Genomic DNA, 23,109 nt, shown 5'->3' with positions numbered 1-23,109 from the left:
GCTCCGACGCGGCCACCCAGGCCGACACCCTCATCACCGAGGCCCGCAACGAGGCCGAACGCCTCCAGAACGAGACGCTCGCCGAGGCCGAGCGGCTCCAGACGGAGACCGCGGCGGAGGCCGAGCGCGTCCGCACTCAGGCGGCGGAGACGCTCACCGAGGCCACCGAGGCGGCGACCCGTACCCGGGCCGACGCCCGCGAGGACGCCAACCGCATCCGCTCCGACGCGGCCACCCAGGCCGACACCCTCATCACCGAGGCCCGCAACGAGGCCGAACGCCTCCAGAACGAGACGCTCGCCGAGGCCGAGCGGGTGCGCGCGGAGGCGCTGGGCGAGGCGGACCGGGTCCGTGCCGAGGCGGTCGCGAGCGCCGAGCAGCTGCTCGGGGAGGCGACCGACGAGGCGGAGCGGCTGCGGGCCGAGGCGGCCGACACCGTCGGCTCGGCGCAGGCGCACGCGGAGCGGCTGCGGGCCGAGGCCGAGCGGACGACGTCGCAGGCGCGGGCGGAGGCCGAACGGCTTCTCGGCTCCGCGCGCCAGGAGGCCGAGCGCACCCTGGACGAGGCCCGCAAGGACGCCAACAAGCGGCGCTCGGAGGCGGCGGAGCAGGTCGACAAGCTCATCACGGAGACCACGGCCGAGGCCGACAAGCTGCTCACCGAGGCGCAGCAGCAGGCGCTGAAGACCACCGCGGACGCCGAGTCGCAGGCCGACACGATGGTGGGCGCGGCCCGCAGCGAGGCCGACCGGATCGTCTCCGAGGCCACCATCGAGGGCAACTCCCTGGTGGAGAAGGCCCGGACGGACGCGGACGAGCTGCTGGTCGGCGCCCGCCGGGACGCCACCGCGATCCGGCAGCGCGCGGAGGAGCTGCGCGACCGCATCACGGCCGAGATCGAGGAGCTGCACGAGCGGGCCCGGCGCGAGGCCGCCGAGACGATGAAGTCCACCGGCGACCGCTGCGACGCGCTGATCAAGGCCGCCGAGGAGCAGCTGGCGAAGGCCGAGGCGAAGGCCAAGGAGCTGGTGTCGGACGCCAGCTCGGAGGCGGGCAAGGTGCGCATCGCCGCGGTCAAGAAGGCGGAGGGGCTCCTGAAGGAGGCCGAGCAGAAGAAGGCCAGCCTCGTGAAGGAGGCCGAGGAGCTGAAGGCGGAGGCGATCCGCGAGGCCCGGCGCACGGTCGAGGAGGGCAAGCGGGAGCTGGACATCCTGGTGCGCCGCCGCGAGGACATCAACGCCGAGATCTCCCGGGTCCAGGACGTGCTGGAGGCGCTGGAGTCCTTCGAGGCCCCCGCGGCCGGCAAGGACGGCGGAGTCAAGACGGGCGCCACGGTGGGTGCCCCCCGTTCGGGTGGCAAGTCGTCAGAGAGCTAGCCTAAGAGGTACGTTCGGGTGTCTTCTGGGGGCTTTGCCCGGCTCCTCGGCAAACCGTCCGACGGTCAGCCACCCAAATGGAGTGCCATTCTCCAGATCAAAACCGTATCTGCACGATGACACACCGCTTCGGCCCCTAGGATTCCCCTTATCACCTCACTCACCGGTCTCATTCGACAGGAACCCCATGAGCGACACTTCCCCCTACGGCTTCGAGCTTGTGCGGCGTGGATACGACCGCGCTCAGGTGGACGAACGTATCTCCAAGCTCGTCTCCGACCGTGACAGCGCTCTCGCCCGCATCACCGCCCTGGAGAAGCGCATCGAGGAGCTGCACCTCGAAACGCAGAACGCCCAGGCCCAGATCACGGACGCCGAGCCGTCGTACGCGGGTCTCGGCGCGCGGGTCGAGAAGATCCTGCGCCTGGCCGAGGAAGAGGCCAAGGAGCTGCGTGAGGAGGCCCGGCGGGCGGCCGAGCAGCACCGCGACCTCGCCGAGTCGGCGGCCCAGCAGGTCCGCAACGACGCCGAGTCGTACGCGGCCGAGCGCAAGTCCAAGGCCGAGGACGAGGGCGTCCGGATCGTCGAGAAGGCCAAGTCCGACGCGTCCCAGCTGCGCGCCGAGGCACAGAAGGACGCGCAGTCCAAGCGCGAGGAGGCGGACGCCCTCTTCGAGGAGACCCGCGCCAAGGCCGCGCAGGCCGCCGCCGACTTCGAGACGAACCTGGCCAAGCGCCGCGAGCAGTCCGAGCGCGACCTGGCCTCGCGTCAGCAGAAGGCCGAGAAGCGCCTGGCCGAGATCGAGCACCGGGCCGAGCAGCTCCGCCTGGAGGCGGAGAAGCTGCGCACCGACGCCGAGCGCCGCGCCCGCCAGACGGTGGAGACCGCCCAGCGCCAGGCCGAGGACATCGTGGCCGACGCCAACGCCAAGGCGGACCGGATCCGTTCGGAATCCGAGCGCGAGCTGGCGGCGCTCACCAACCGCCGCGACAGCATCAACGCCCAGCTGACGAACGTCCGCGAGATGCTCGCCACGCTGACCGGTGCCGCGGTGGCCGCGGCCGGCACGTCGACCGACGACGAGCCGATCTCCCGGGGCGTTCCGGCGCAGCAGTCCCGGTAGGTCCGGGCAGTCGTACGACCCTGAAGGGGCGGTGGGACCTGGTCCCGCCGCCCCTTCGGCGTCGCCGGCGCGGGCCGTGCCAGGGCGGTTCGTCCGGGAACCGCGCCCGCTCAGGTGGCAGCCGCCCCGCGCCCGTCTTAGCGTGGCCGCATGATCGAGCTGGAGGGGCTGACGAAGCGGTACGGCGCGAAGGTGGCGGTCGACCACCTCACCTTCACCGTCCGGCCGGGCATCGTGACGGGGTTCCTCGGGCCCAACGGCGCCGGGAAGTCCACGACCATGCGGATGATCCTCGGGCTCGACCGCCCCACCGCCGGCGACGTCCGGATCGACGGCACGCACTACGACCGGCTCAGGGACCCGCTGACGTACATCGGCGCGCTGCTGGACGCCAAGGCCGTGCACGGCGGCCGGAGCGCCTGGAACCACCTGCTGTGCCTCGCGCAGAGCAACGGCATCCCGGAGCGCCGGGTGGCGGAGGTCCTTCGGACCGTGGGGCTGACCGCCGTGGCCCGGAAGAAGGCCAAGGGGTTCTCGTACGGCATGGGGCAGCGGCTCGGGATCGCCGCCGCGCTGCTCGGGGACCCGCGCATCCTGATGTTCGACGAGCCGGTCAACGGCCTGGACCCGGAGGGCATCCACTGGATCCGGAACCTGATGAAGTCGCTGGCCGCGGAGGGCCGGACGGTGTTCGTCTCCAGCCATTTGATGAGCGAGATGGCGCTGACGGCCGATCACCTGGTGGTGATCGGGCAGGGGCGGCTGCTCGCGGACACCTCCATGGCCGACTTCATCCGGACCAACGCGCGGTCGTACGTGCGGATCCGCTCCCCCCAGCGCGAGCGCCTGCTCGACGTGCTGCACCAGGCCGGGATCACCGTGGTGGAGGCGGACGGCGGGGCACTGGAGGTGGCGGGCGGCAAGGCGGAGCAGATCGGTGAGCTGGCCGCGCGGTACGGGCTCGTGCTGCACGAGCTGAGCCCGCGTCAGGCCTCGCTGGAGGAGGCGTTCATGCAGTTGACGGCGGAAGCGGTGGAGTACCACGCGCAGGCCGGCCCCGGTCCCGCCGCGCAGGACTGGGGCGCCGGCTGGAAGGGGGTCTGAGACGATGACGGCCGTTCAGGTCATCCGGTCCGAGTGGACCAAGATCCGGTCGGTGGCGTCCACGGTGTGGACACTGTCGCTGGCCGTGGTGGTCACCGTCGCCCTCGGGGTGCTCATCTGCGCGCTGTCGAACCGGCAGTTCGCGAACATGCCCGCGCGGGAGCGGCTCTCCTTCGATCCGACGGCGGTCAGTTTCGCGGGCATGACCCTGGGCCAGCTCGCGATGATCGTGTTCGGGGTGCTGGTGGTCTCCACGGAGTACAGCACCGGCATGATCCGGGCCTCGCTGGCGGCCGTGCCCCGGCGCGGCACCTTCCTGTCCGGCAAGGTCGCGGTGGCCGCCGCGCTCGCGCTCGCCGTCGGCATGGTGACGAGCTTCGCCGCGTTCTTCCTCGGCCAGGCCGTGCTCGGCCCCCACCGGGCCGCCATCGGCGACCCCGGGGTGCTGCGCGCGGTCTTCGGCGGCGGGCTGTACATGACCCTGATCGCGATGTTCTCCATGGGTGTCGCCGCGATGCTGCGCTCCCCGCTGCTGTCCCTCGGCATCTTGATGCCGTTCTTCTTCCTGATCTCCAACATCCTCGGCAACGTCGACGCGACCAAGAAGGCCGGCCGCTTCCTGCCCGACCAGGCCGGCAGCCGGATCCTGCGGGTGGTGCCGCGCGTGGCCGACGACACGCCCTACGGCCCCTGGGCCGGTCTCGGGATCATGGCGCTGTGGGTGGTCGCCGCGCTGGCGGGCGGCTACCTCCTCCTCAGGCGCCGGGACGCCCAGTAGGCGGTGCCGTCACGCCGCGTAGTGCTCCGGCTTTACTTTCTTTTGGGCGGAACCGTCAGCGCCTCGATATCCTCCTAACCCTTACGGGGGCGTGTGCCCCGCTGTCCTGAACCTTTCGATGGGTGCGGAGCATGATCGAGGCTGTCGGCCTGACCAAGCGCTACGGCGACAAGACCGCCGTGTACAACCTTTCCTTCCAGGTGCGGCCAGGCGCCGTGACCGGCTTCCTCGGGCCCAACGGCTCGGGCAAGTCCACGACGATGCGGATGATCCTCGGACTGGACAACCCCACGTCCGGGGCGGTCACCATCGGCGGCTACCCGTACCGCAAGCTGCCCAACGCCCCCCGGCAGGTCGGCGCGCTGCTGGACGCCAAGGCCGTGCACGGCGGCCGCAGCGCCCGCAACCACCTGCTGAGCCTCGCCCAGCTGTCCGGCATCCCGGCCCGGCGCGTGGACGAGGTGCTCGGGGTGGTCGGCCTCCAGGAAGTGGCCAGAAAGCGCTCCAAGGGCTTCTCGCTCGGCATGGGCCAGCGCCTCGGCATCGCCGCCGCCCTGCTCGGCGACCCGCAGGTGCTGCTCTTCGACGAGCCGGTCAACGGTCTCGACCCCGAGGGCATCCTCTGGGTCCGCAACCTGATGAAGGCCCTCGCCGCCGAGGGCCGTACGGTCTTCGTCTCCTCCCACCTGATGAGCGAGATGGCGCTGACCGCCGACCACCTCATCGTCATCGGGCGCGGGCAGCTGCTCGCCGACATGAGCGTCAGGGACTTCATCTCGGCCAACTCCGCCGACTTCGCGCGCGTGCGCACGCCGGACACCGAGCCGCAGCTGCGCGAGAAGCTGTCCTCCGCGCTCACCGAGGCGGGCGGCCACGTGCTGCCGGAGCAGGACGGCGCGCTCCGGGTCACCGGGCTGCCGCTGCCCCGGATCAGCGACCTCGCGCACGAGTCGGGCGTCCGGCTGTGGGAGCTGTCCCCGCACCAGGCCTCGCTGGAGGAGGCGTACATGCGGATGACGCAGGGCGCGGTGGACTACCGCTCGACCATCGACCAGAAGGCGGGCCTGCAGCAGCCGCTGCCTCCCGGCGTCCAGCCGCCCATGCCGGCACCGGGCCAGGGCCAGCCCGGCTGGTACGCCCCGCCGCCGCCCCAGCAGGGCGGCCAGCCCTTCGGGATGCCTCCCGCGGGCCCGTACGGCGGCGCCCCGGCGGCCGGGTACGGCGCACCGGGCACGGCGCCCGGCGGCGCGGCGGGAGCGGCGGGAGCGGCCAACCCGTACGCGCAGCCGAGCACCGCGGGGCAGCCGCCGGCACCGGCTCAGCCGGCCGGGCAGGCGCCGCAGCCTCCCGCCGCCCTGGCGAAGGCGGCTCCCCCGGCCCCCGCCACGAGCCCGGCCGCCGACGCGGCCCCCGCCTCCGCCCCCGCCGACCCGACCCAGCCCGAGGACGCCCGATGAGCACCCACCAGCCCCCCATGCCGCAGGCCCCGGCCGCCGCGCCTGACTGGCAGGCGGCGCCCGGCGGGCCGCACCACGGTTACACCTCGCCCATCCCGGTGGTGCGCACCCACCTCGGGCACGCGCTGGCCTCCGAGTGGACGAAGATCAGATCGGTGCGCTCCACGATGTGGACGCTCGGCGTGTTCGTCGTGCTCGTCGTCGGCATCGGTCTGCTGATCGGCACGCTGATCGATGCCAACTCCGACTCCACCAGCCTGTCCGGCGAGAACCCGCTGTCGTTCGGCGTCGTCGGCCTGATCGTCGGCAGCGTCTGCGTCATCACCCTCGGTGTGCTGACCACGGCGTCGGAGTACGGCACCGGCATGATCCGGACGACGATGACCGCGTGCCCCAGCCGGGCCCGGGTGCTCGCCGCCAAGTCGATCGTGTTCTTCGCCGTCGCCTTCGTCGTCACCCTGGTCACCTCCGGCTTCGTGGCCATGGTCCAGGCGTCCCTGCTGGGGGACACCGGCGCCCGCACCCCGACCGGCGGCGACTGGCTGAAGGCCACCGTCGGCGTCAGCCTCTTCATGGCGCTGCTCGGCCTGCTCTCGCTGCTCGTCGGCTCGGTCATCCGGCACTCGGCGGGCGCCATCACGATCATGATCGGCCTGCTGCTCGCGCCGCTGGTGATCGCGCTGTTCATGGTGACGGAGTCGCTGGAGAAGGTGCGCGAGTGGCTCTTCGAGTACTCGATCCCGAACCAGCTCGGCGTCTTCTACACCAACTCCCTGGCCCAGTCCGGCCCGTCCGGCTGGGACCCGCTGTGGATCATGCTCGGCCTGACGGCGGCGGTGTACGCCGGCGCGTACGCGCTGCTCCAGAGCCGGGACGTGTAGGAGCGGCGAGGGGTGAGAGCCGGGACGGGTGGCCGTACGGCTCAGAACCTCGGCGCGTTACGGGACCGCTGCACCCGCGTGGTGCGGCGGTCCTTCGCGTTCCAGCAGGCCTTGTGCCAGTGCCGGCGGTCGTCGACGCCCGCGTACTCCGGCCACGCCACCACGTGCGGGACACCGGAGGGGATCAGCTGGTCGCAGCCCGGGCAGCGGTAGGTCTTGCCCTGCGCGCCGGCCCCGGCGACATGGCGCACGCTCCACTCCTCGCCCTGCCAGCTCTCCGTGGACTGCCAGCCGCCGTACCGGCCGGCGGGGTCGTCCTCGGCGCTCCGGCCCGACGATCCGGCTGCCTTCGGTCGGTTGTGACGCGGGGACACGGGACACCTCTCGGGGCTGTACGGGAAGCTCGGCTCCATCCAGCCTACGCGCCGCCGAGGCGGGTACGCGTGGGGTACGCGTGGGGAACCAACCCGTACAAGTCCCCCTCCCGTGCGACCCATTCTGCAGACAATCCGTAAATCCCTCCGGCCAGGCCGTGTCCTGGGCACGTGTCAGACGGTTATGCCGGGTGGGGGAGCTCCGGGTCGGAGCCAAGGAAGCAGGAAATGCGATGCACGTAGGAAGTTTTGTGCTGGCGGCCCAGTTCCCGGGCCAGGGTCCGGGGGAGGCCCTGCACCGGGCCGTCCGCTCGGCGGAGGTCGCCGAGCAGTCCGGGCTGGACGCGGTCTGGCTCGCCGAACACCACTTCGTGCCCTACGGCACATGCCCGTCCGCGGTCACCCTGGCCGCGCTGCTGCTCGGCCGCACCCGCCGCATCCGGGTCGGCACGGCCGTCAGCGTACTGCCCACGGCCCACCCGGTCGCCCTCGGCGAGCAGGCCGCCCTGCTGCACCTGACCAGTGGCGGGCGGTTCACGCTGGGCGTCGGGCGCGGCGGCCCGTGGGTGGACCTGGAGGTGTTCGGCGCGGGACTGGAGGCGTACGAACACGGGTTCCCGGAGTCACTCGATCTGCTGCTGCGCTGGCTGGGCGAGCCGGCCGTGGCGGCCTCCGGGGAGCGCTACACCTTCCGCGAGGTACCGGTCGTCCCCCGCCCGGCGGAGGCCCTGACGGACACCCCGGGCCCCGAGGTCGTCCTCGCCTGCACCTCACCGGCGAGCGTACGGCTGGCCGCCGAGCGCGGGCTGCCCATGCTGCTCGGCATGCACGTCGGGGACGAGGAGAAGGCCGAGATGGTCGCCCTGTGGCGGCGCTGCGCCCGCGCGGCGGGCCGGCCGGCCGAGGACATCGCGAGCGCCGCCCATGTCTCCGCCGGGGTCTGCCAGCTCGCCGACCGGCGCACGGACGCGGTAGAGACGCTGCTGAAGGCGATGCCCGGCTGGCTGCGGCAGGGTCTGGACGCCCACGTGACGGTGGACGGACGGGCGCGCGCGATGCGCGACCCGTACGCCTACACCGAACTGCTCTGCGGCCTGCACCCGGTGGGCACCCCGCGGCTCGCCGCCGACCGGCTCGCGGCGACCTCGGAGCGCACCGGCATCTCCCGCTTCGCCCTCCTGGTGGAGGGCTCGGGCGACCTCGCGGCCACGGAGGAGAACCTACGGCGCCTGGGCGCCGAGGTGCTGCCCCGGCTGCGCTGACCGGCCCGCCCCGCGCGAGCCGCCCGGGGCGCTTGCCGCCCTGGTCCTCGATGCACCTCCCCCGCGGGTGGAGCGGCAAGCCGGCGGCCGTCCGTCCGGGCCGTACCGGAACCGCGCGTCAGCAGTCCCGGAGCTCCGGCGACTGGTTGAGCAACTGGCTGCGCACCGACGTGAAGCGGGCCAACGTCTCGTCCACCGAGGCGTCCAGCGGGAACACCGCCACGCGGTGGCAGTTCTGGAAGGCCAGTCGCACACCGAAGTGCCGCTGCAACGCGCCGCGTATCGCGTCACTCGCGAGCGCACGCAGCAGCTGACCGCGTGCCTGCTCGTCCGGCGGGGGCGTCTGGTTGTCGGCGAAGGGTCCGCCGTCCACCTTCAGCTGGGCCACCAGGGAGCTGATCATCTCCCATGCGTAGGGCAGGGAGGTCCGGACGCAGTCGACGAATGCTGCTTCGTCGACCTCGCCTCGCTCGGCCTGTTCGAGTAGGGCCGGTGAGACGTCGAGCGACATGGGTTCTCCTCTCGCACCCCCGAACAGCAGGGGTTGCCGGACAGATAAGGGAGTTCGCGATTTCGAACACGCTCGGTACAGGGTCCGCAACCTCCCGTTCCTACGGTAGGCAACCGTAGGTGACCACACCAGCAGAATGCGTATATGAACCGATCCCGTTACGCCCACAATCGGCCAGGGATGAACAAGAGTTTCAAGGGACAAATGGTGCGATCCACTGGGAGCTGGGCGGACGGATCGCGAGCACCGTCGGGCGTCGAGTAGCGTTGCCGACCATGCGTCTCGTCATTGCCCGCTGCTCGGTCGACTACGCCGGCCGGCTCACCGCCCACCTGCCCTCGGCCCCGCGACTGATCCTGGTCAAGGCGGACGGCAGCGTTTCCATCCACGCCGACGACCGGGCCTACAAGCCGCTCAACTGGATGTCGCCGCCCTGCACGCTGAAGGAGGGCACCGGCGAGGACGAGGGCGTGTGGACCGTCGTCAACAAGGCGGGCGAGAAACTGATCATCACGATGGAGGAGATCCTCCACGACTCCTCGCACGAACTCGGTGTGGACCCGGGACTGATCAAGGACGGCGTGGAGGCGCACCTCCAGGAACTGCTCGCCGACCGCATCGAGACGCTGGGTGACGGGTACACCCTCATCCGCCGCGAGTACATGACGGCGATCGGGCCCGTGGACATCCTGTGCCGGGACGCGGACGGCCAGACGGTGGCGGTCGAGATCAAGCGGCGGGGCGAGATCGACGGCGTGGAGCAACTGACGCGTTACCTCGACCTGTTGAACCGCGACCCGCACCTGGCCCCGGTGCGCGGCGTCTTCGCCGCCCAGGAGATCAAGCCGCAGGCCCGCGTCCTCGCCACCGACCGCGGCATCAACTGCCACATCCTGGACTACGACGCCCTGCGCGGCATCGAGGACGACAAGCTCCGCCTGTTCTGACCGCCGGCTCCACCCCCTGCCCGCCGCAGCGCACGGTCCCTCTGCTCCCGCAGCGACGGCGGGACCCGGCGATGCCGACCGGCCGGGCCCGGCGGGCACAGCCCCTCGTCCCGCCCACCCCTCCCGCCGCGACCGCGCTCGGCCACGACGGTGGGGACCGGCGGTGCCGAGCGGCCGGGACCGGGGGCGCCCCCGGAAGTCACCGCTGCGGCGGACGCCGACCGCTCGGAAGCCCCGGCGCGCCCAGCGCATCGCCGCCCCCGCTCCACAGGCCCTCGTCCCGCCCACCCCTCCCGCCTCGACCGCGCTCGGCCCCGACGGTGGGGACCGGCGGCCCCGGGCCGGGCTCGGCGGGACCCGGCGGTGCCGAGCGGGCGGGCCCGGGGGCGCCCCCGGGGGGGCACCGCCGCGGCGGACGCCGACCGCTCGGGAGCCCCGGCGCGCCCAGCGCATCGCCCGCCTCCGCTCCACAGGCCCTCGCCCCGCGACCGCGCTCGGCCACGACGGCGGGACCCGGCGGTGCCGAGCGGCCGGGGCCGGGGGGCGCGCCCCCGGGGGTCGCCGTCGCGGTGGAGAGTCAGGTGTTCGCCGTTGTCGGGGTCACATCAGCGTGCCGGTCGTGCCCGGGGCCGTTTGCGATGCCGACGCGCTGCTCGACGTCCCCCCGGTGGTGCCGTCCGTCGATCCGCCGGTCGTCGTGCCGCCGGTGTCGCCGCCCGTGGTGCCCCCGGTGGTGCCGTCCGTCGTGCCGCCGCTCGTCGTGCCGCCCGGGGAGCCGCCGGTGCTCCCGGTGGTGTCGCCCGTCGTGCCGGTCGAGCCACCGGTTCCGCTCCCGCCCGTGGTCGTACCGCCACCGGTCGTCGTACCGCCCGTGCCGCCGCTCGTCGAGCCACCGCTCGTCGAGCCGCCCGGGGAACCGCCCGTGGAGCCGCCGGCCGTACCGCCGCCCGTCGTGCCCCCGGTCGGGCCACCGCTCGTGCTCCCCGTCGTCCCGCCGCCCGAGCCTCCCGGCTTCGGCGACTTGGACGGTGAGCCGGAAGAGGAGTGGGGGCCGGAGGGCTCGACGCTCTCCGACGGACGGGACGGGGCCACGGGCGGTGCCGGGTCGTCCGCCGTGCCGTACGTGCCGTCGGGACCCGGTGACGTGGGCCGGCTGCTGGCCGAACCGGTGCCGCCGCTGTCGGTCGGTCCCGAGCCGAGGCCGCCGTCGCCGACGTCCTGACCGGCGGACGGGTTGGCGTCGACCTTGCCGGCCGGGTTGCGGCCCGCGTCGTCGGGGGAGGTCACGCCGAGCGCGACGACCGTGCCGAGCACGGCGGCGAGCAGCGCGCCGGAACCGGCCGCCACCAGGTTGCGCCGGGCCAGGCCCCGGATGCCGCCCCGCGGCCGGGGCACGGGGACCCGCTGGGTGACCGCGGTCTCGTACGGCGCCGGCGTCCGCTCCTCCTGCCGCGTCTCCGCCGGCTCCTCCCCCGCTGCCACCGGCGCGAGCCCGGGCGCCTCGCCCGCGCGGTCGGCGAGCAGGGCCAGGGCGCGGCGGCCGGCGACCGTGCCCCGCTTGTCGGCGAGGGCGCCGCGCAGCCCGCTCGACGCCTCCAGTTCGGCACGGGCCCGGTCGAGCTGGCCGGTGCAGAGCGCGAGTATGCCCAGCTCATGGTGGAAGTAGGCCTGTTCGCTCACCTCGCCGGACAGCCGGGAGGCCTCCGCGCCGGACCGCAGGGCCCGCTCCCAGGCGCTCCAGTGGAGCCCGGCGGCGAAGGCGGGCGCCGCCGTGCGGGCCAGCCGTACGGCGCTGCTCTCCTCGCCCTCGACGGGCGGGACCGTCCGCGGGACGACGGCGGCGAGCGCGGCGAGGACCGCGTCGGCCTCCGCGCACACCCGTTCCGGGGTGACGGAGGGGTGGCCGGCCCACCAGGCGTAGTGCCGGGCGGCGGTGTCGGCGTGGCCGACGGCGTCGTCGGCGTACCCGGCGGCCTCCAGCTGGGTCTGCACGCCGGCCGCCAGGCGGTACCGGGAGCCGACCGGGGAGACCAGGCCGCAGCTCGCCAGTTCACCGAGGGCGGCGTCCGCGTGGGTGTCGCCGACCAGGGCGGGCAGGTGCGCCTGGTGCGGTACCTCACCGCCGAGGGCGACGGCGAAGCGCAGGGTGGCGCGGGCGGAGGCGCTGAGCCGGGAGGCGAGCAGCGGGGCGGGGGCCGCGGCCTCGCCGACGGAGGGCAGCGGGACGTCGTCCTCCAGGTCCACGGGCGGGTCGGCCGGCAGGCGCACGTCCTCGAAGACGCCGTACTCGTCGACCGCGCCGGTGCTGGCCCGCAGTCGGTCGCGCTGCCGGAGCAGGGCGCCGGCCTGGACGAACCGCAGGGGCAGCCCCTCGGACTCGAACCAGAGGTCGCCTGCCCAGTTGGCTTCCTCCTCGGTGAGCACCCGGCCGACGGTCCGCTCCAGGATCTCCACGCCGGCGGCGCGTTCGAGGCCGCCGAGGAAGACCTCCTCGACGTCCGCCCCGGCGGAGGGCGCGGGCACGTCGGGGGTGGCGGCGAACAGGAACGCGCACTCGGGGGTGGCGTCGAGCAGTTCGTCCAGGGCGGCACCGCCGAACTCCAGGTCGTCCAGGACGACGACCGCGCCGATCTCCCGGACGCCGGCGAGGAGTTCGTCCCGGTCGGGGCGGTAGCGGGGCGCGTCGTGGACGGCGTGGAACAGGTCGTGCAGGAGGTCGCCGGCCGTGCGGTGGAAGCCGTTGAGGCGGACCACGCCGTCGGGGGCGAGGTCCAGGCAGTCCTCGGCGACCAGTTCGAGCAGGGCGGTGCGGCCGGAGCCGGCCGGGCCGGTGAGCCGGACCGAGCGGCCCCGGGCCAGGAGGCGGACCAGGCGTTCGCGCTCGTCCTGGCGTTCCAGCAGGGAGAGCGCCGGCTGGGCGGGGCCGGGCGGCACGGGCGGCAGGGCGGCGCGTTCCGTCCCGGCGCGTTCGGCGGCGGTGCGCTTGCGGGGCCTGCCGGGGAGCTCGGCCGGCGGGCAGGGCTCTATCTCGCTGCCGTCGACCGGATTGACGGTGAGTTGCAGGTCGCCGGCGACGAGCTGGGCCATGCGGGCGGGCACGGCCGGGCCGGCGGCGAAGTCGGAGCCGAGGGAGTCCCGGGGCGGGCGGCGGCCGTGTACCTGGCCGTGTTCGTCGGAGCCCGGGTTGACCGGGTTGGCCGGGTCGACCGGCTCGATCGGGTCCATGGGTTCAAGCCCCCCAAAAGCGTCGTGTGCCCGTGTTCGCGGCCCCTCCCGGCCTTGTCGCACACCGCGCTGTCGCTTCTGGTCCGGGCCCGCTCGGTCGAGGGTTGCGAGACGGCGGGCGACCGCACCCTAAACCTTTCCCCAGTGTCTCCGACAGGGCGGGGTGCCATGCGGTCCGGGACGTCACGGTCTTGTGAGGATTGCGTACCTCACACCCGGGGCAGTGACTCCACCCCGATGCCGCCCTCGATGGCGAGGATGCGGTGCAGCCGGGTCGCCACCAGCAGACGCTGCATCTGCGCGGGCACGCCCCGTAGCACCAGCCGGCGCCCGCAACGGCCGGCCCGCCGGTGGGCACCCATGATCACCCCGAGTCCGGTGGCGTCCCAGGAGTCCAGTTCGGACAGGTCGAGCACCAGATCGCCGACTCCGGTGTCGACGGCCGAGTGCAGGGCCGTACGGGCGTCCGCCGCGCTGCGGACGTCGAGGCGGCCCCCGACGACCAGCTCGGCGTGGTCGCCCCTGATGTGCATATGCGCTCCCCGTTGAGTGCGGTTGGCGTACTCGGTGACGGTGCTGTGCAACGTCTGACTGTTCGGGTGGCGGTGCGGTTGCTGCTTGTAAGCGAACCGATACCGAATTCACCCCGGGGAGTGACACTCCCGGGGTGGTCGTGCGTGATCGGGTTGACTCAGTACGTGTAGAAGCCCTGCCCGCTCTTGCGGCCGATGTCACCGGCGTCCACCATCCGGCGCATCAGCTCCGGCGGAGCGAACTTCTCGTCCTGCGACTCGGTGTAGATGTTGCTCGTGGCATGCAGCAGGATGTCGACGCCGGTGAGGTCGGCCGTGGCGAGCGGGCCCATGGCGTGGCCGAAGCCCAGCTTGCAGGCGAGGTCGATGTCCTCGGCGGTGGCGACGCCGGACTCGTACAGCTTGGTCGCCTCGACCACGAGGGCGGAGATGAGCCGGGTGGTGACGAAGCCGGCGACGTCCCGGTTGACGACGATGCAGGTCTTGCCGACGGACTCGGCGAACTCCCGCGCGGTGGCGAGGGTTTCGTCGCTGGTCTTGTAGCCGCGGACGAGCTCGACGAGCTGCATCATCGGCACCGGCGAGAAGAAGTGCACGCCGACGACCCGCTCGGGGCGCTCGGTGGCCGCCGCGATCTTGGTGATCGGGATGGCGGAGGTGTTGGAGGCGAGCACGGCGTCCTCGCGCACGAGCTTGTCGAGCGCGCGGAAGATCTCGTGCTTGACCTCCAGCTTCTCGAAGACGGCCTCCACCACGACGTCGGCCTCGGCGGCGGCGTCCAGGTCGGTGGTCGGGGTGATGCGCGCGAGGGCGGCCTCGGCGTCCTCGGCGGCCAGCTTGCCCTTGCCGACGAACTTGTCGTACGAGGCCCTGATGCCGTCGGTGCCGCGCTTCAGCGCCTCGTCGGTGACGTCACGCAGAACGACGTCCCAGCCCGCCTGCGCGGCGACCTGGGCGATGCCGGAACCCATGAGACCGGCCCCGATGACGGCGAGCTTCCGTGCCACTCCGACTCCCTATGAACGCGGTGAAAGGTCTGCCTCCTCGGCGGACCATAGCGCTCCGGCGCCGCTGTGTGACCGGTAAGTAACGCGCGTCACGTCCCATTTGACGGAGATCACACCGGCAGGGGTACGGGGGCCGGCGGCGGCTGAGTGTGCGTCAACCCGTACCGGTACGGCACGGCCTCTTCCGGCACCGCGAGCGCGTACGCGCCGATACTCTCTGCGTCCGGACCGTCACACGGCGACCACGAAGGGGGTGCCCCATGCCGATGCGCAGGGCGATCACCGGACGCAGTCAGGAGCCCCGCCGGCGCTACGCGGAGGAACTTCGCCTGCTCCGCACGTCCAGGGGTCCGAGCCTGCGCGAACTGGCCAAGGCGGTCGGCTGGGACCCTTCGCTCTTCAGGAAGCTGGAGAGCGGGGAGACGCTGGGCGGGCCGGAGGTGGCGGAGGCGCTGGACCAGTATTACGGCACGCCCGGATTGCTGCTGGCGATGTGGGAGATGGCGGTGGCGGACCCGACGCAGTTCAAGGAGCAGTACCGGCGGTACATGACGCTTGAGGCGGAGGCGGTGAGTCTTTGGCAGTACTCCGTGAGCATCCTGCCCGGCCTGTTGCAGACGGACGCCTACGCGCGCGAGGTGCTCGCACTCGGCGGCTACAAGGGCGCTCAACTGGACCAGCAGGTGACCGCGCGTTCCGGTCGGCGGCTGCTCCTGGAGGGCGAGGACGCCCCGCCGTTCCGTGCCCTGATCGCCGAGACTGCGGTGCGCACGCCGCTGCGCGACGAGGCGGCATGGCGGGAGCAGTTGGACTACCTCCTGGAGGTGTCCGAGCACCCCAACATCACGCTTCAGGCACTGCCGGACCGCGCGGGTCTGCACGGTCTGGTGAGCACCGACGTCATGTTCCTCCGGCTGACGTCCGGTACTACGGTGGCGTACACGGAGAACGCGCACCGTGGCGAACTGCTGGAGGAAAACGCAGCGGTTGAGCGGCTGCAACGTGCGTACGATGCGATGCGCGACCAGGCACTCGGTCCCGCCGAGTCGCGGAAGTTCATCCTGCGGATGTTGGAGGAAGTGCCGTGCGAGCCATCGACATGACCACCATGACCTGGCGCAAGAGCAGCTACAGCAACCCCGACGGCGGCGAGTGCCTGGAGGTCTCCGACGACCTTCTCCTCGCCGTCCCCGTGCGAGTCGGCGACGCGCCCGGCGTGACCTGGCGCAAGAGCAGCTACAGCAACCCCGACGGCGGGAACTGCCTCGAAGTCTCCGACGACCTTGCCCCCGCCGTCCCCGTCCGCGACAGCAAGGCCCCCGACCGGCCCGCCCTCCTCTTCGCGGCCGGGTCCTGGTCGTCGTTCGTCGCCGCCGTGCGGACCGGAGCGCTCCGCTAGCGTCCTCCCCGTCGGCCGGCAGGCTGATCCGCTGCGCCGTCCCGGCCGTGACGGCGGGCACACGGGTGTCCCGGAGGGCCGGGGCATAACTACGCTGGCCGCATGGTCAACCTGACGCGCATCTACACGAGGACCGGCGACCGGGGCACCACCAGCCTCGGTGACATGAGCCGGGTGCCCAAGACGGACCTCAGGATCTCCGCCTACGCGGACGCCAACGAGGCCAACGCGGTGATCGGCACCGCCGTCGCGCTGGGCGGTCTGGACGAGGAGATCGTCGCGGTCCTCACCCGCGTCCAGAACGACCTGTTCGACGTCGGCGCGGACCTGTCGACGCCGGTGGTGGAGAACCCCGAGTTCCCGCCGCTGAGGGTGGAGCAGTTCTACATCGACCGGCTGGAGGCGGACTGCGACCGCTTCAACGAGCGACTGGAGAAGCTGCGCTCCTTCATCCTGCCCGGCGGCACCCCGGGTGCCGCCCTGCTGCACCAGGCGTGCACGGTCGTGCGCCGGGCCGAGCGCTCCACCTGGGCGGCTCTGGAGGTGCACGGCGAGACGATGAACCCGCTCACCGCGACCTACCTGAACCGCCTCTCCGACCTGCTGTTCATCCTGGCCCGCAGCGCCAACCGGGAGACCGGCGACGTGCTGTGGGTGCCGGGCGGAGAGCGCTGAGGCCCGCCGGTCTAGTCGCCGGTCACCCCGTCGATCTGTTCGCGCAGGATGTCGAGGTGGCCGTTGTGGCGGGCGGTCTCCTCGATGAGGTGGAGCAGGATCCAGCGCAGGTCCACCGTGCTGCCGTCCCTCCGCTTCCTGCGCGCCCTGGTGTCCAGGTCGTGGGCGGCGACGAGCGCGTCGTGCCGGGCGGCCTCCTCGGCGTACTCGGCGAGCAGCCGCGACAGCGGGATGTCGACGGCGATCCGCATCTCGCGGTCGGGGTCCTCGTCGGTCCAGGGGCCCTCGTCCGGCTCCCCCAGGAAGACGATCCGCAGCCAGTGGTACTCGACCCAGCGCAGATGGCTGATCAGTCCGCTGACGGTCATCAGCGGTGAGCCGGGGAGGATCGCCTTCACGGCGTCCTCGTCGGAGAGTCCCTCGCACTTGGCGCGCGCGGTGGCGCGGACGTAGGTGAGGAAGGTGGTCAGCTGGGTGCGCTCGTCCCAGGCGGGAGGCGTGTCGGTACGTGTCATCGCGGCGATCATGTCCCGGCGCCCGGCCCGGTGTCGACCGGGTTTCCGCCGGTCCCGCGGTCGCGCTCCCGCTCGGGGAACAGCGTGTAGCTCGCGGCGACGACCACGTGGACGCCGATCACCCACGGCATGCGCTGCCGCCGGGCCCGCAGCGAAACGGCGTCGCCGGAACCGCCGACGTACCAGACCGCCGGTGCGCGGCATCCGCAGCGCGTACCGGAAGGCCCGTCCGGCCGCCGGCGGCACCCAGAACGCCACCTCGCGGGCGATGACCAGTCCGACGATCACGGTTCGCTGACCTCGTCCACCCTGACAGGCTCCCGGCCGGGGCGCGGGAGGTGCCGCGCCGTATCGGCGGGGGGCCGTCGAACGCGGAGATCGGGGCCCGGCCGGACATGGCGGAGGGCACGGTGAAGACGCACGTCAGCCGCTTGCCGGCCGAGCCGGGGCGGCGCGGCCGGGTGTAAGCGGCGGTTCCGGCTTGGGAGTTGGGCGTTCAGCGAGGCTCGTCCAGGAATGGTCCAGACCTATTGACGAGTGGTCCAGACCTTTCTACCCTCGCAGCACCGTGGACATGAAGGCTCAGTCATGTCCCTGACACCCCCGACGACGAGGGAGGCGCAGCATGCGCTTCAGAAGCAGAGCCGCGGCAGGGTTCGCGACCCTGTTGCTCCCCCTGGCCGGTCTGGTCGGACTCGCCGCCCCCGCCCAGGCGGCGACGAACGCGACGGCCGGTTTCACCAAGACGAGCGACTGGGGCACCGGCTTCGGTGGCCAGTGGACCATCAAGAACACCGGCACCAGCAGCATCAGTTCCTGGACCGTCGAGTGGGACTTCCCCTCCGGCACGTCCGTCACCTCCGCCTGGGACGCGGACGTCACGGGCTCCGGCACCCACTGGACCGCGAAGAACAAGTCCTACAACGGCACCCTCGCCCCGGGCGCCTCCGTCTCCTTCGGCTTCAACGGCGCGGGCTCCGGCTCCCCGTCCAACTGCAAGCTGAACGGCGACAGTTGCGACGGCACGACGGTCCCCGGCGACGCGGCCCCCTCCGCACCCGGCACCCCGACCGCCTCCTCGGTCACCGACACCTCGGTGAAGCTCGGCTGGAGCGCGGCCACCGACGACAAGGGCGTCAAGAACTACGACGTCCTGCGCGACGGCTCCAAGATCGCCACGGTCACGACCACGTCGTACACCGACACGGGCCTGACCGCCGGCACCGACTACTCCTACACCGTGCAGGCCCGTGACACCGCCGACCAGACCGGCCCGGTCAGCGGCGCGGTCAAGGTGCACACCACCGGCGGCGGCACCACTCCCCCGCCCACCGGCGACAAGGTCAAGCTCGGCTACTTCACCGAGTGGGGCATCTACGGCCGCAACTACAACGTCAAGAACCTGGTGACGTCCGGCTCCGCCGCCAAGATCACGCACATCAACTACGCCTTCGGCAACGTCACCGGCGGCAAGTGCGCGATCGGCGACTCCTACGCCGACTACGACAAGGCCTTCACCGCCGACCAGTCGGTCAGCGGCGTCGCCGACACCTGGGACCAGCCGCTGCGCGGCAACTTCAACCAGCTGCGCCAGCTGAAGGCCAAGTACCCGAACATCAAGGTGCTGTGGTCCTTCGGCGGCTGGACCTGGTCCGGCGGGTTCGCTGACGCGGCCAAGAACCCGGCCGCCTTCGCCCAGTCCTGCTACGACCTGGTCGAGGACCCGCGCTGGGCCGATGTCTTCGACGGCATCGACATCGACTGGGAGTACCCGAACGCCTGCGGTCTGACCTGCGACACCAGCGGGGCGGCGGCCTTCAAGAACGTGATGTCCGCGCTGCGCGCCAAGTTCGGCTCGAACAACCTGGTCACCGCTGCCACCACCGCCGACGGCTCGGCCGGCGGCAAGATCGAGGCCGCGGACTACGCGGGCGCCGCCCAGTACGTCGACTGGTACAACGTGATGACGTACGACTTCTTCGGCGCGTGGGACGCCAAGGGCCCGACCGCCCCGCACTCCCCGCTCACCTCGTACGACGGCATCCCGAAGGCGGGCTTCACCACCGCCGACGCGCTGGCCAAGTTCAAGGCGATCGGCGTGCCCGCGAAGAAGCTGCTCATCGGCATCGGCTTCTACGGCCGCGGCTGGACCGGCGTCACCCAGGACGCCCCGGGCGGCACGGCCACCGGCCCGGCGACCGGCACCTACGAGCAGGGCATCGAGGACTACAAGGTCCTCAAGACGTCCTGCCCGGCCACCGGCACCGTCGCGGGCACCGCCTACGCGCACTGCGGCAGCAACTGGTGGTCGTACGACACCCCCGCCACCATCGCCGCCAAGATGGCGTGGGCCAAGAACCAGGGCCTCGGCGGCGCGTTCTTCTGGGAGTTCAGCGGTGACACCGCGAACGGCGAACTGGTGAACGCGATCAGCAGCAACCTGTAGAAGAGCGCCTGAGCACCGTCCGTACCCAGAGGGTGAACGTGGTTACGCCACGTTCACCCTCTGACCGGGTGGGGCCGCCTCCAGCCACGCGAGGAAACCGGTCAGCGCGTCGTCGCTCATGGCGAGTTCCAGGCGCGTGCCCCGGTGCGCGCAGGCCAGGACCACCGCGTCGGACAGCAGCGCCAGTTCCTCCTCGCCCTCGGGCAGCCGGCGACCGGCCACCTCGATCTGCCCGCGCTCCAGGACGCGGCGGGGGCGGGGGGCGTAGGAGAAGACCCGGTACCACTCGATCCGGTCGCCGTTGTAGCGGGCGACGCCGTAGGACCAGCCCTTGCCGCCCGTGTCCGGTTTCTCGGGCAGGTCCCACCGCAGCGAACAGTCGAAAGTGCCGCCGGAACGCTGGATGAGCCGGCGGCGCAGCCCGAACAGGAACAGTCCCACCACCACGAGTGCGACCACGATCCCGCACACAGTCAGAGCGAGGACCATCGGCACCGACCTCCTCGTCTCCTAGGTAGAACTGCTTCTACGACTGAGTAATGAAACGGAAAAAACACCCACATCTGCCTCAGCCGCGACCGGCACCGGATTGCTCCGGGCCGGCCGCGGCTGAGTGACGTCAACGTACGGCGCGGCTGGTTCAGCGCGCCGTCGCAGCGCGCAGTCGGACGTCCGCGCGGCGCTCGGCGACGGCGTCGCCCTCCGCCTTCGCACGCTCCAGTTCCCGCTCCGTGCGCTGGACATCGATCTCGTCCGACAGCTCGGCGATCTCGGCCAGCAGGGACAGCTTGTTGTCCGCGAACGAGATGAAACCGCCGTGCACCGCGGCGACGACCGTTCCGCCCTCACTCGTACGGATGGTCACCGGGCCCGACTCCAGCACACCGAGCAGCGGCTGGTGACCGGGCATGACGCCGATGTCGCCGGACGTGGTGCGCGCGACGACCAGGGTGGCCTCGCCGGACCAGACCTGGCGGTCGGCGGCGACCAGCTCGACGTGCAGCTCAGCAGCCAAGGGTGGCTCCTCGGGTCACCACCCGGCAGGGGCGCCGGGTGTTGGGGTCAATTCTAGTGGGCGTGAGTGAGGGGGCGGGACGCACCCCGCCCCCTCACGACTCAGGCGTGTGCCCGAAGTCAGGAGACGCCCAGCTCCTTCGCGTTCTTCTTGAGGTCCTCAAGACCACCGCACATGAAGAACGCCTGCTCGGGGAAGTGGTCGTACTCGCCGTCGCAGATCGCGTTGAACGCGGCGATCGACTCGTCGAGCGGCACGTCCGAGCCGTCCACGCCGGTGAACTGCTTGGCGACGTGGGTGTTCTGGGACAGGAAGCGCTCCACACGACGGGCACGGTGGACGACGAGCTTGTCCTCCTCGCCGAGCTCGTCGATACCGAGGATCGCGATGATGTCCTGGAGGTCCTTGTACTTCTGCAGGATCGTCTTCACGCGCATGGCCGCGTTGTAGTGGTCCTGCGTGATGTAGCGCGGGTCCAGGATCCGGGACGTGGAGTCCAGCGGGTCCACGGCCGGGTAGATGCCCTTCTCGGAGATCGGACGGGACAGAACCGTCGTCGCGTCGAGGTGGGCGAAGGTGGTGGCCGGGGCCGGGTCGGTCAGGTCGTCGGCGGGGACGTAGATCGCCTGCATCGAGGTGATCGAGTGACCGCGGGTCGAGGTGATGCGCTCCTGGAGGAGACCCATCTCGTCGGCCAGGTTCGGCTGGTAACCCACCGCGGACGGCATGCGGCCGAGCAGCGTGGAGACCTCGGAACCGGCCTGCGTGAAGCGGAAGATGTTGTCGATGAAGAACAGCACGTCCTGCTTCTGGACGTCACGGAAGTACTCGGCCATGGTGAGGCCGGCCAGCGCGACGCGCAGACGGGTGCCCGGGGGCTCGTCCATCTGACCGAAGACCAGCGCGGTCTTGTCGATGACGCCCGAGTCGGACATCTCCTCGATCAGGTCGTTGCCCTCACGGGTGCGCTCACCGACACCCGCGAACACGGAGACACCGTCGTGGTTGTTGGCGACACGGTAGATCATCTCCTGGATGAGCACCGTCTTGCCGACGCCGGCACCGCCGAACAGACCGATCTTGCCGCCCTTGACGTACGGGGTCAGCAGGTCGATGACCTTGACGCCGGTCTCGAACATCTCGGTCTTCGACTCGAGCTCGTCGAAGTTCGGGGCCTTGCGGTGGATGGACCAGCGCTCGCCCTCGTACTGCTCGTCGACGTTCAGCACCTCACCGAGGGTGTTGAACACCTTGCCCTTGGTGAAGTCGCCGACCGGGACGGTGATGCCGTCGCCGGTGTCGACGACCGGGGCCTGGCGGACCAGGCCGTCGGTCGGCTGCATGGAGATGGTGCGGACCAGGCCGTCACCCAGGTGCTGGGCGACCTCCAGGGTCAGCGTCTTCTTCTCGCCCGCGTTGGCCGGGTCGGCGACCTCGACGTGGAGGGCGTTGTAGATGTCCGGCATCGCGTCGACGGGGAACTCCACGTCGACGACCGGGCCGATGACCCGGGCGACGCGGCCCGTAGCCGTCGCGGTCTCAACAGTGGTGGTCATTTATCGGTCACTCCCCGCGGTCGCGTCGGCCAGGGCGCTCGCGCCACCGACGATCTCGCTGATTTCCTGGGTGATTTCGGCCTGGCGGGCCGCGTTGGCAAGACGGGAGAGCGTGTTGATCAGCTCGCCCGCGTTGTCGGTGGCCGACTTCATCGCGCGCCGCGTGGCGGCGTGCTTCGAAGCGGCCGACTGAAGCAGCGCGTTGTAGATGCGGCTCTCCACGTAGCGCGGCAGCAAGGCGTCGAGGACGTCCTCCGCCGACGGCTCGAAGTCGTACAGCGGGAGGATCTCGCCCTTGGGGTGAGCCTCCTCCGCGACCTCTTCGAGGCGCAGCGGCAGCAGCCGGGCGTCGAGCGCCGTCTGCGTCATCATCGAGACGAACTCGGTGAAGACGATGTGGAGTTCGTCCACGCCACCCTCGGCCGTCTCCTTCTCGATGGCCTCGATCAGCGGCGCCGCCACCTTCTTGGCGTCCGCGTACGTCGGCTCGTCGGTGAAGCCGCTCCACGACTCCGCGATCTTGCGCTCACGGAAGTTGTAGTGCGCCACGCCGCGCCGGCCGACGATGTACGTGTCGACCTGCTTGCCCTCGCGCTCCAGGCGCTCGGTGAGCTGCTCCGCCGCCTTGATGGCGTTGGAGTTGAAGGCGCCGGCCAGACCGCGGTCGCTCGTGAGGAGCAGGACCGCGGCACGGGTCGGGTTCTCCGCCTCCGTGGTGAGCGGGTGCCTGGTGTTCGAACCCGTACCGACCGCCGTGACCGCGCGCGTGAGCTCCTGCGCGTACGGCGTGGAGGCCGCCACCTTGCGCTGCGCCTTGACGACGCGCGAGGCGGCGATCATCTCCATCGCCTTGGTGATCTTCTTGGTCGCGCTGACGGATCGGATGCGACGCTTGTAGACCCGGAGCTGGGCTCCCATGAGTCAG

At 71.8% G+C, this 23,109-nt stretch carries 22 protein-coding genes and 1 pseudogene; 12 read left to right on the top strand and 11 right to left on the bottom strand.

The genetic code is table 11. The features are described 5' to 3' along the window. From ACZ5DC_RS27935 to ACZ5DC_RS27910, 6 genes and pseudogenes are all read left to right on the top strand, one after another. A pseudogene (locus ACZ5DC_RS27935) lies at positions 1-1,376 on the top strand (hypothetical protein); the annotation flags it as partial. A 187-nt stretch (positions 1,377-1,563) separates the two neighbouring features. After that, on the top strand, positions 1,564-2,499 hold the full coding sequence (locus ACZ5DC_RS27930; RefSeq protein ID WP_366751854.1) for a coiled-coil domain-containing protein: 936 nt from the start codon (positions 1,564-1,566) through the stop codon (positions 2,497-2,499). A 150-nt stretch (positions 2,500-2,649) separates the two neighbouring features. Further along, a complete protein-coding gene (locus tag ACZ5DC_RS27925; protein WP_468657125.1) occupies positions 2,650-3,603 on the top strand; it encodes an ABC transporter ATP-binding protein in 954 nt (317 codons plus the stop codon). A 4-nt stretch (positions 3,604-3,607) separates the two neighbouring features. Beyond that, on the top strand, positions 3,608-4,381 hold the full coding sequence (locus ACZ5DC_RS27920; protein ID WP_468657123.1) for an ABC transporter permease: 774 nt from the start codon (positions 3,608-3,610) through the stop codon (positions 4,379-4,381). A gap of 131 nt (positions 4,382-4,512) precedes the next feature. Further along, positions 4,513-5,838, top strand: a complete 1,326-nt coding sequence (locus ACZ5DC_RS27915; protein WP_468657121.1) for an ABC transporter ATP-binding protein — start codon at positions 4,513-4,515, stop codon at positions 5,836-5,838. Continuing rightward, positions 5,835-6,719, top strand: coding sequence for an ABC transporter permease (locus tag ACZ5DC_RS27910; RefSeq protein WP_468657119.1), 885 nt, complete (start codon positions 5,835-5,837; stop codon positions 6,717-6,719). Before ACZ5DC_RS27915 ends, ACZ5DC_RS27910 begins: the two co-directional genes overlap by 4 nt. A 41-nt stretch (positions 6,720-6,760) precedes the next feature. Here ACZ5DC_RS27910 and ACZ5DC_RS27905 read toward each other — a convergent pair whose 3' ends face one another. Continuing rightward, complete coding sequence (locus tag ACZ5DC_RS27905) at positions 6,761-7,093, bottom strand: ATP/GTP-binding protein (protein WP_366751859.1); 333 nt, start codon at positions 7,091-7,093, stop codon at positions 6,761-6,763. A gap of 233 nt (positions 7,094-7,326) precedes the next feature. Here ACZ5DC_RS27905 and ACZ5DC_RS27900 point away from each other — a divergent pair, with 233 nt between their 5' ends. Next, positions 7,327-8,355, top strand: coding sequence for an LLM class flavin-dependent oxidoreductase (locus ACZ5DC_RS27900; protein ID WP_468657117.1), 1,029 nt, complete (start codon positions 7,327-7,329; stop codon positions 8,353-8,355). A gap of 118 nt (positions 8,356-8,473) precedes the next feature. Here the strand turns inward: ACZ5DC_RS27900 and ACZ5DC_RS27895 are convergent, their stop codons facing one another. After that, entirely contained in the window at positions 8,474-8,866 is a 393-nt protein-coding gene (locus ACZ5DC_RS27895; protein ID WP_030656147.1) for an SCO5389 family protein, read from the bottom strand. A gap of 275 nt (positions 8,867-9,141) precedes the next feature. Between ACZ5DC_RS27895 and nucS the strand changes: the two genes are divergently transcribed. Next, entirely contained in the window at positions 9,142-9,813 is a 672-nt protein-coding gene (gene nucS / locus ACZ5DC_RS27890; RefSeq protein WP_014675027.1) for an endonuclease NucS, read from the top strand. Between the two features lie 600 nt (positions 9,814-10,413). On the opposite strand, the gene ACZ5DC_RS27885 is transcribed toward nucS, so the two are convergent. The 3 genes from ACZ5DC_RS27885 to ACZ5DC_RS27875 all read right to left on the bottom strand — a co-directional run bounded on the left by ACZ5DC_RS27885 (position 10,414) and on the right by ACZ5DC_RS27875 (position 14,578). Further along, positions 10,414-13,038 carry an ATP-binding protein gene (locus ACZ5DC_RS27885; protein WP_468657115.1) on the bottom strand — a complete coding sequence of 875 codons (2,625 nt, stop codon included), beginning with the start codon at positions 13,036-13,038 and terminating at the stop codon, positions 10,414-10,416. Positions 13,039-13,247: 209 nt separating this feature from the next. Beyond that, positions 13,248-13,571, bottom strand: coding sequence for an STAS domain-containing protein (locus tag ACZ5DC_RS27880; protein ID WP_030610139.1), 324 nt, complete (start codon positions 13,569-13,571; stop codon positions 13,248-13,250). Between the two features lie 158 nt (positions 13,572-13,729). Further along, on the bottom strand, positions 13,730-14,578 hold the full coding sequence (locus tag ACZ5DC_RS27875; protein WP_468657113.1) for a 3-hydroxyacyl-CoA dehydrogenase family protein: 849 nt from the start codon (positions 14,576-14,578) through the stop codon (positions 13,730-13,732). A 260-nt stretch (positions 14,579-14,838) separates the two neighbouring features. Between ACZ5DC_RS27875 and ACZ5DC_RS27870 the strand changes: the two genes are divergently transcribed. From ACZ5DC_RS27870 to ACZ5DC_RS27860, 3 genes are all read left to right on the top strand, one after another. Next, entirely contained in the window at positions 14,839-15,681 is an 843-nt protein-coding gene (locus ACZ5DC_RS27870; protein WP_468657111.1) for a helix-turn-helix domain-containing protein, read from the top strand. Beyond that, positions 15,663-15,977, top strand: coding sequence for a DUF397 domain-containing protein (locus ACZ5DC_RS27865; protein ID WP_468657109.1), 315 nt, complete (start codon positions 15,663-15,665; stop codon positions 15,975-15,977). The genes ACZ5DC_RS27870 and ACZ5DC_RS27865 overlap by 19 nt, the downstream gene beginning before the upstream one ends. Positions 15,978-16,079: 102 nt before the next feature. Beyond that, positions 16,080-16,652 (top strand): cob(I)yrinic acid a,c-diamide adenosyltransferase, encoded by a 573-nt coding sequence (locus ACZ5DC_RS27860; protein ID WP_365700569.1) that lies wholly within the window; start codon positions 16,080-16,082, stop codon positions 16,650-16,652. Between the two features lie 11 nt (positions 16,653-16,663). Here ACZ5DC_RS27860 and ACZ5DC_RS27855 read toward each other — a convergent pair whose 3' ends face one another. Together ACZ5DC_RS27855 and ACZ5DC_RS27850 are read right to left on the bottom strand one after the other, a co-directional pair. Next, positions 16,664-17,167, bottom strand: coding sequence for a DinB family protein (locus ACZ5DC_RS27855; RefSeq protein WP_468657107.1), 504 nt, complete (start codon positions 17,165-17,167; stop codon positions 16,664-16,666). A gap of 8 nt (positions 17,168-17,175) precedes the next feature. Further along, on the bottom strand, positions 17,176-17,298 hold the full coding sequence (locus tag ACZ5DC_RS27850) for a hypothetical protein (protein ID WP_468657105.1): 123 nt from the start codon (positions 17,296-17,298) through the stop codon (positions 17,176-17,178). A 494-nt stretch (positions 17,299-17,792) separates the two neighbouring features. Here ACZ5DC_RS27850 and ACZ5DC_RS27845 point away from each other — a divergent pair, with 494 nt between their 5' ends. Next, positions 17,793-19,613 carry a glycosyl hydrolase family 18 protein gene (locus tag ACZ5DC_RS27845; RefSeq protein ID WP_468657103.1) on the top strand — a complete coding sequence of 607 codons (1,821 nt, stop codon included), beginning with the start codon at positions 17,793-17,795 and terminating at the stop codon, positions 19,611-19,613. Between the two features lie 42 nt (positions 19,614-19,655). Here the strand turns inward: ACZ5DC_RS27845 and ACZ5DC_RS27840 are convergent, their stop codons facing one another. The 4 genes from ACZ5DC_RS27840 to ACZ5DC_RS27825 all read right to left on the bottom strand — a co-directional run bounded on the left by ACZ5DC_RS27840 (position 19,656) and on the right by ACZ5DC_RS27825 (position 23,102). Further along, a complete protein-coding gene (locus tag ACZ5DC_RS27840) occupies positions 19,656-20,102 on the bottom strand; it encodes a DUF2550 domain-containing protein (RefSeq protein ID WP_366751870.1) in 447 nt (148 codons plus the stop codon). 151 nt (positions 20,103-20,253) lie between these two features. Beyond that, complete coding sequence (locus ACZ5DC_RS27835; RefSeq protein ID WP_014675015.1) at positions 20,254-20,628, bottom strand: F0F1 ATP synthase subunit epsilon; 375 nt, start codon at positions 20,626-20,628, stop codon at positions 20,254-20,256. Between the two features lie 119 nt (positions 20,629-20,747). Continuing rightward, positions 20,748-22,184 carry a F0F1 ATP synthase subunit beta gene (atpD, locus tag ACZ5DC_RS27830; RefSeq protein ID WP_030656116.1) on the bottom strand — a complete coding sequence of 479 codons (1,437 nt, stop codon included), beginning with the start codon at positions 22,182-22,184 and terminating at the stop codon, positions 20,748-20,750. Then, positions 22,185-23,102: a F0F1 ATP synthase subunit gamma gene (locus ACZ5DC_RS27825; RefSeq protein WP_366751872.1), complete on the bottom strand. Its 918-nt coding sequence runs from the start codon at positions 23,100-23,102 to the stop codon at positions 22,185-22,187. Positions 23,103-23,109 lie beyond the last annotated feature (7 nt).

Source organism: Streptomyces sp. NPDC031445 (genome assembly GCF_055581365.1).
Note: the sequence above shows the minus strand (reverse complement) of the source record. Positions and strands in the feature narration are given on the sequence as shown.

Bases quoted from the DNA above. Each gene is read 5' to 3' on its own strand.
- ACZ5DC_RS27845 (WP_468657103.1), top strand. From the start codon at position 17,793: ATGCGCTTCAGAAGCAGAGCCGCGGCAGGGTTCGCGACCCTGTTGCTC.
- nucS (WP_014675027.1), top strand. From the start codon at position 9,142: ATGCGTCTCGTCATTGCCCGCTGCTCGGTCGACTACGCCGGCCGGCTC.
- atpD (WP_030656116.1), bottom strand. From the start codon at position 22,184: ATGACCACCACTGTTGAGACCGCGACGGCTACGGGCCGCGTCGCCCGG.
- ACZ5DC_RS27925 (WP_468657125.1), top strand. From the start codon at position 2,650: ATGATCGAGCTGGAGGGGCTGACGAAGCGGTACGGCGCGAAGGTGGCG.
- ACZ5DC_RS27910 (WP_468657119.1), top strand. From the start codon at position 5,835: ATGAGCACCCACCAGCCCCCCATGCCGCAGGCCCCGGCCGCCGCGCCT.
- ACZ5DC_RS27880 (WP_030610139.1), bottom strand. From the start codon at position 13,571: ATGCACATCAGGGGCGACCACGCCGAGCTGGTCGTCGGGGGCCGCCTC.
- ACZ5DC_RS27920 (WP_468657123.1), top strand. From the start codon at position 3,608: ATGACGGCCGTTCAGGTCATCCGGTCCGAGTGGACCAAGATCCGGTCG.
- ACZ5DC_RS27840 (WP_366751870.1), bottom strand. From the start codon at position 20,102: ATGGTCCTCGCTCTGACTGTGTGCGGGATCGTGGTCGCACTCGTGGTG.
- ACZ5DC_RS27900 (WP_468657117.1), top strand. From the start codon at position 7,327: ATGCACGTAGGAAGTTTTGTGCTGGCGGCCCAGTTCCCGGGCCAGGGT.
- ACZ5DC_RS27870 (WP_468657111.1), top strand. From the start codon at position 14,839: ATGCCGATGCGCAGGGCGATCACCGGACGCAGTCAGGAGCCCCGCCGG.
- ACZ5DC_RS27895 (WP_030656147.1), bottom strand. From the start codon at position 8,866: ATGTCGCTCGACGTCTCACCGGCCCTACTCGAACAGGCCGAGCGAGGC.
- ACZ5DC_RS27850 (WP_468657105.1), bottom strand. From the start codon at position 17,298: ATGCCGTGGGTGATCGGCGTCCACGTGGTCGTCGCCGCGAGCTACACG.
- ACZ5DC_RS27915 (WP_468657121.1), top strand. From the start codon at position 4,513: ATGATCGAGGCTGTCGGCCTGACCAAGCGCTACGGCGACAAGACCGCC.
- ACZ5DC_RS27930 (WP_366751854.1), top strand. From the start codon at position 1,564: ATGAGCGACACTTCCCCCTACGGCTTCGAGCTTGTGCGGCGTGGATAC.
- ACZ5DC_RS27855 (WP_468657107.1), bottom strand. From the start codon at position 17,167: ATGACACGTACCGACACGCCTCCCGCCTGGGACGAGCGCACCCAGCTG.
- ACZ5DC_RS27825 (WP_366751872.1), bottom strand. From the start codon at position 23,102: ATGGGAGCCCAGCTCCGGGTCTACAAGCGTCGCATCCGATCCGTCAGC.
- ACZ5DC_RS27885 (WP_468657115.1), bottom strand. From the start codon at position 13,038: ATGGACCCGATCGAGCCGGTCGACCCGGCCAACCCGGTCAACCCGGGC.
- ACZ5DC_RS27860 (WP_365700569.1), top strand. From the start codon at position 16,080: ATGGTCAACCTGACGCGCATCTACACGAGGACCGGCGACCGGGGCACC.